Origin of the sequence: Roseibium sp., from assembly GCF_050301095.1 — a bacterium.
GTDB lineage: Bacteria > Pseudomonadota > Alphaproteobacteria > Rhizobiales > Stappiaceae > Roseibium.
On the sequence record NZ_JBNKYW010000138.1, the window covers coordinates 1 to 5,754 of the forward strand.

At 57.8% G+C, this 5,754-nt stretch carries 6 protein-coding genes and 1 pseudogene; all 7 read left to right on the forward strand.

Annotated elements, in window-relative coordinates; translation table 11 throughout:
- Positions 1 to 204 (forward strand): annotated as a pseudogene (locus ACQY7U_RS12810) (orotate phosphoribosyltransferase); the annotation flags it as partial.
- 37 nt (positions 205 to 241) lie between these two features.
- The gene (locus ACQY7U_RS12815; protein ID WP_428645010.1) at positions 242 to 844 is read left to right on the forward strand and encodes a DUF2062 domain-containing protein; all 603 of its coding nucleotides are present in this window, start codon (positions 242 to 244) and stop codon (positions 842 to 844) included.
- Between the two features lie 155 nt (positions 845 to 999).
- Positions 1,000 to 1,752 carry a signal peptidase I gene (lepB, locus tag ACQY7U_RS12820; RefSeq protein ID WP_428645011.1) on the forward strand — a complete coding sequence of 251 codons (753 nt, stop codon included), beginning with the start codon at positions 1,000 to 1,002 and terminating at the stop codon, positions 1,750 to 1,752.
- Between the two features lie 66 nt (positions 1,753 to 1,818).
- A complete protein-coding gene (gene rnc / locus ACQY7U_RS12825) occupies positions 1,819 to 2,526 on the forward strand; it encodes a ribonuclease III (RefSeq protein ID WP_428645012.1) in 708 nt (235 codons plus the stop codon).
- Between the two features lie 121 nt (positions 2,527 to 2,647).
- Positions 2,648 to 3,547 carry a GTPase Era gene (era, locus tag ACQY7U_RS12830; protein WP_428645017.1) on the forward strand — a complete coding sequence of 300 codons (900 nt, stop codon included), beginning with the start codon at positions 2,648 to 2,650 and terminating at the stop codon, positions 3,545 to 3,547.
- Between the two features lie 59 nt (positions 3,548 to 3,606).
- Positions 3,607 to 4,362 carry a DNA repair protein RecO gene (recO, locus tag ACQY7U_RS12835; RefSeq protein ID WP_428645014.1) on the forward strand — a complete coding sequence of 252 codons (756 nt, stop codon included), beginning with the start codon at positions 3,607 to 3,609 and terminating at the stop codon, positions 4,360 to 4,362.
- Positions 4,363 to 4,639: 277 nt separating this feature from the next.
- Positions 4,640 to 5,557 (forward strand): hypothetical protein, encoded by a 918-nt coding sequence (locus ACQY7U_RS12840; protein ID WP_428645016.1) that lies wholly within the window; start codon positions 4,640 to 4,642, stop codon positions 5,555 to 5,557.
- Positions 5,558 to 5,754 lie beyond the last annotated feature (197 nt).

Consider the following 5,754-nt stretch of genomic DNA (forward strand, 5'->3'; position numbering starts at 1 on the left):
GAAACGGTAACCTCGTTGAAAGCTCTTGGTGCTGAAGTTCTGGCTGTTGCCTGTCTGATCGACCGGTCCGGCGGGGAAGCGGACGCTTCCGTGCCGGTCATTTCCCTGGCGCAGTACAAGGTGCCGGCGTACGAGCCGGACAATCTGCCGCCGGAACTGGCCGCCCTGCCGGCGGTCAAGCCGGGAAGCCGCGGGCTGAGCTGAGTGACCCAAGTGAGCGAGTGGAGCCAACCGTAACCCCATGCTGTTTCGCCGGAGAAATAGACCCAGCCGCATCGAGCGCATGCGTGTCGCCGTGTGGCCCCGGCACAGCTGGGCCCGGTCGACCCGGTATTTCGGCAAGCGGGTGCTGCGGCTGACGGCAACCCCTCATGCAATTGCAATCGGCTTTGCCGCTGGCGCCTTTGCCTCCTGCACGCCGCTGGTCGGCTTCCATTTCCTGACTGCATTCGCCATTGCCTATATCTTGCGCGGCAATCTGATTGCCTCGGCAATCGGGACGTCCGTCGGCAATCCGCTGACCTTCCCGTTCATCTGGGCGTCGACCTACAAGATCGGCCAGTGGGTTCTGATCGGCCGGACACCCGAAGCCGGCCCGCATGAAGTTCATCAGCAGTTTCAGAGCGGACTGTTTTCCAAGTCGCTTGATGCGCTTCTGCCCATGGTCAAGCCGATGTTCATCGGCGCGGTGCCCGTCGGTCTGGTCGTGGGAGTGGTTTTCTACGTGATCGTCTACAAGAGTGTCGAAGTCTATCAGCGGCGTCGGAAAAAAAGCCTCTCAAGCAAGACGGACCGGCTGTTCCCGGCGCCCAGCACGGCCATGGAAGAAGACAGCAGCGCCTGAAGCGCCGGTGAAGACAGGGGCCGGACGCTTGAAAGAGCGTCCTGAACACGGGGCGCACCTGCAGCATTGCTTCCAAAGGCCCGAACGGCTAAGAGTTCCGCAAGATTGCGGTATCGCCTTCCGGATTTCCGGACAACATGTTTTTAAGGGATAAGATGAGCGTGACGGACAACAGGAAAGAAAAGGAAAGTGGCCTTTACGAGACGTTGAAGGTCATCGTCCAGGCGCTTTTGCTGGCACTGGTCGTGCGCACCTTTCTGTTTCAACCTTTCAACATCCCGTCCGGCTCCATGAAGGACACGCTGCTGATTGGCGATTACCTGTTCGTTTCCAAATACAGCTACGGCTATTCCCGCTTCTCCTTCCCCTTCGGATTTGCGCCCATTTCCGGCCGCATCTTCGGTTCGGAACCTGAGCGCGGTGACGTCGCCGTCTTCAAGCTGCCGACGGATACCTCCATCGATTACATCAAGCGGGTGATCGGGCTTCCGGGCGACACGATCCAGATGATCGACGGCGTTCTTCACATCAACGGCCAAGCGGTCAAGCGCGAGCGCATCGACGACTATATCGAACAGTCGCCTTCCGGCGTCGTCCGCCGGGTGCCGCGCTACCGCGAGACCCTGCCGAACGGGGTATCCTACGACACGCTTGACCTGACGACCCATGGCGAGCTGGACAACACGCGGGAATACAAGGTCCCCGAAGGCCATTATTTCATGATGGGCGACAACCGGGACAATTCCCAGGACAGCCGGGTTCTCAGCAGGGTTGGCTACGTGCCCTTCGAAAACTTCATGGGACGGGCGGAGATCCTGTTCTTCTCCATGAAGGACGGAACACCGGCCTATCAATTCTGGCGCTGGCCGTGGGACGTTCGCTGGAACCGGATCGGCCGGACACTCTGACCGGCCCGCATTCCGGTCACGGTCGCCAGGGGACCCCCCGGGCGACCGCTTAGCAAAGCAGGCTGCATGACAAGAAAACAACAACAAAATCCCATCTCGGCCCTGAAGGCGGCGCTGCAATACGATTTCAAGGACCTGGAGCTGTTGCGGGTCGCGCTGACGCACGCCAGCGCGCTCGCTCCCTCGGAAACCGTCTCGGGCAGCTATCAGCGCCTGGAATTCCTCGGCGACCGCGTGCTGGGCCTGGTCATTGCCTCGACCCTGCATGAGCATTTTCCCAGGGCCGACGAAGGCGAACTCGCCCGCCGCTACAATCACATGGTCAAGCGCGAAACCTGTGCGGAGATCGCGCAGGAACTTGGCGTCGGCGATGCGATGCGCATCGGTCTGGCCGAAGCCCAGACGGGCGGCCGCAAGAAAATGGCGCTGCTTGCCGACATCTGCGAGGCGATCATCGCCGCCATCTATCTGGACGGCGGTTTCGAGGCCGCGGAACGTTTTGTGAAGCGGCTTTGGGAGCCGCGCATGCTATCCTGGTCGGGACCACTCAGGGACGCCAAGACGACGCTGCAGGAGTGGGCCCAGTCGAAAAGCCTGCCGACACCGCGTTACGAGGTGACCGGGCGCGACGGACCGGACCATGCGCCGAATTTCACCGTTGCCGTAAACGTTCAAGGCTTGAGACCGGGTGAAGGTAAAGGCGGTTCCAAGCGGATCGCCGAACAGAATGCCGCCGAGGCCGTGCTCCGCCGCGAAGGCGTTTGGAAGGAATAGAAGAACCTTGAGCGACGAAAACAACATCGGCGACGACACCGAAGACAACATGGATGACGACACCGTCTTCCAGGCGCCGCAAGGCCGCTTCGACATTCCCTTGCCCGATCCGGTCGCGGCCATGCCGAGCGATACCAAGGCAGGCTTCATTGCGCTGATCGGCGCGCCGAATGCCGGCAAGTCGACCTTGATCAACCAGCTCGTCGGCACCAAGGTCTCGATCGTCACCCACAAGGTGCAGACGACCCGCACCATCGTGCGGGGCGTTGCCATGCACGACAAGGCCCAGCTTGTCTTCATCGACACGCCCGGCATCTTCAAGCCGAAGCGGCGCCTTGACCGGGCCATGGTCGACACCGCCTGGGGCGGGGCAAGGGACGCGGATCTGATCGCGCTTCTGATCGATGCCCGCAAGGGCATCGACGAAGAGGTTGAAAACATCCTCAAGCGGCTCACCAGCCAGTCCGCCCCGAAGGTGCTGATCCTCAACAAGACAGATGTCGCCAAACGCGAGAAGCTCTTGCTGCTTGCGCAAAAGGCCAACGAGTACGTGAAGTTCGAGGAGACCTTCATGATCTCGGCGCTGACCGGCGACGGGACCGAAGCCATCCTGAACTATTTCGCATCCAAGGTTCCCGAAGGCCCGTGGCTTTATCCGGAAGACCAGCCCTCCGACCTGCCCCTGCGCATCCTGGCGGCGGAAATCACACGGGAAAAGCTGTTCGAGCGCCTCCACCAGGAGCTGCCCTATATTTCCACGGTGGAAACCGAGCGCTGGGAGACCCGCAAGGACGGCTCCGCCCGCATCGAACAGACCATCTACGTGGAACGGGACAGCCAGAAGTCCATCGTGCTCGGCAAGCGCGGCCAGACCATCAAGGCGATCTCCCAGACGGCGCGGGCGGAAATCTCGGAGATCATCGAGGCGCCGGTGCACCTGTTCCTGTTTGTAAAGGTGCGCGAGAACTGGGCCGACGATCCGGAACGCTACCGGGAAATGGGTCTGGAGTTTCCAAAGTAATTGGATCGACAACAAGAATCCGCCAAACTCCGCGCCTGACGTAAACTGGGAGCCAGCTCTTGGAATGGACCGGGCGCGGCGTGGTGCTGACCACCCGCAAACATGGCGAGAACGATGTCATCCTCGAAGCGCTGACGCTCGACAGGGGCCGGCATCTCGGGCTGGTGCGCGGCGGCCGCTCCCGGCGCCAACGGCCCGTTCTCCAACCCGGCAACGAGTTGGACCTGACGTGGAAGGCCCGTCTTTCCGACCACCTCGGCCAGTTCCAGATCGAACCGGTCAATCTGCGCGCCGGCGACCTGATGACGAGTTCCGTCGGACTGGCAAGCCTTCAGCATCTCGCCTTCCTGATGAGACTCCTGCCCGAGCGCCATCCCTACCCGCGCCTCTTCAATGCCCTAAACGTTGTCCTCGACAATCTGGAACCCGCGGATGCGGCGTCCGCCCTGCTGGTACGGTTCGAACTGGAGACTTTAGGCGAACTCGGCATCGGTCTCGATCTGACGTCCTGCGCCGCGACGGGAACCACCGACGACCTCGCCTATGTCTCTCCGAAATCGGCGCGTGCCGTCAGCCGCGAGGCAGGCCTGCCCTACCACGACAAGCTCCTGCCCCTGCCCTCCTTCCTGCTGGAAGGCCAGCGGCAGGCCGGAAGTGAGCTGACATGGCTCGACGTTTGCCAGGGCTTTGCACTGACAAGCTTTTTCCTCGACAGGCACCTTCAGGAACGCGGCACGGAGGACGGCGGTACGCGCGCTCATTTGCTGAGCGCGCTGGAAAGACACTACCGGAAAGAGTTTCCCTGGAATTTTTGACATTCGAAGGTCCGGGGATGAACACCTCGCAAGGTCTGGAAGCCAGCTCCGCAACCGGCCAAGTCTGACCGCTGACAAAAGTTGCGATACACCGTCCTAAAGATTGCAAGATAATAAAATACACCCAATATACGTCTTCCCGGAAAATAATAGGCAGATACTTTTCGATGTTACCCGTAGTTCCACGCCAATATTGCTTTTTATCGCAATTGACAGGACTAAAGAAATTACAAATAAATTTCACAGGAAACTGTTGCAATATTACTGTGAACGAACCATGCCAGGTCACTCGAACAGAAGGCGCAGCAAATCGGCCATTACAAAGGCCTTGTTTTTCTTTGTTTCCGCAATTGCAACGGTCTCTCCAGCGCATACAGCAAACGCACAGATGCAGGTTACGGTGCAGGGGCGAGAATCGTTTGTTGATACACGATATGAATATGACCAGGCGGTCATCAGACTGGCTCTCGACAAAACAAAAGACGAATACGGTGATTATCTAGTCAGAGAAACACCTCAGGGACAAAATTGGGCGAGAACAATTCTAACCGCCAGAAGTAAAAAGTATCCCAATTACATCTTCAAGTATTCGGTAAGCAACAAGTTGCCCACCGATTTATATGCCATTCCGTTTCCAGTGGATCTTGGAATTGTCGGCTACAGGGTTGCCTTCGTTTCGGAAGAAACAAAACAAAGATTGATAAATGTCGATACTCTTGAGGAACTAAAGTCCTTTAAGATCCTCCAAGGAATCTCTTGGCTGGACACAGATATTCTGGAGTATCACGGCTTCAACGTCCAAGTTGGCTCCGATTACGAAGCCATGTTTAGCATGATCGCCCACAATAGGAGTGAATTGTTTTTGCGCGGTGCCAACGAACTGCTCGGAGAATGGACAACGCACAAGAACCTCGACAATTTTACTTTCGACGAGACCTTTGTGATCTATTATCCACTCCCTAGGTTCCTTGTAACTTCAAGAGAGAACCAGGAGCTGATTGCACGCATCCACGAAGGATTGTTAAAAGCTTATGATGACGGATCACTGCTTCGCTTATGGGAGGACAAATACTTGGAAAGCGTCAAGTTCGCCAGGCTTTCGGAGCGAAAAGTGTACCGGCTCACAAATCCGTTCATTGAAGGTATTGACCCTACCTGGAAAAGGTATGTCTACCAAGTGCCTATAGATGAATAAGGTTTCGAACCAATTTCCGCACCGGGAAACGTAATTGCGAATACAAGCCCGTCACCCCTTCAATAGAACGAGCGGGCCTATAGGTGTTCAGTCCATGTCACCTTCGATGGGACGCCAGACGAATTCCTTCGATTTTCCGGAATAATAAAGCTGTTCCGCGACACCGGTTACCGTATCCACCGGGATATAGCCGACCC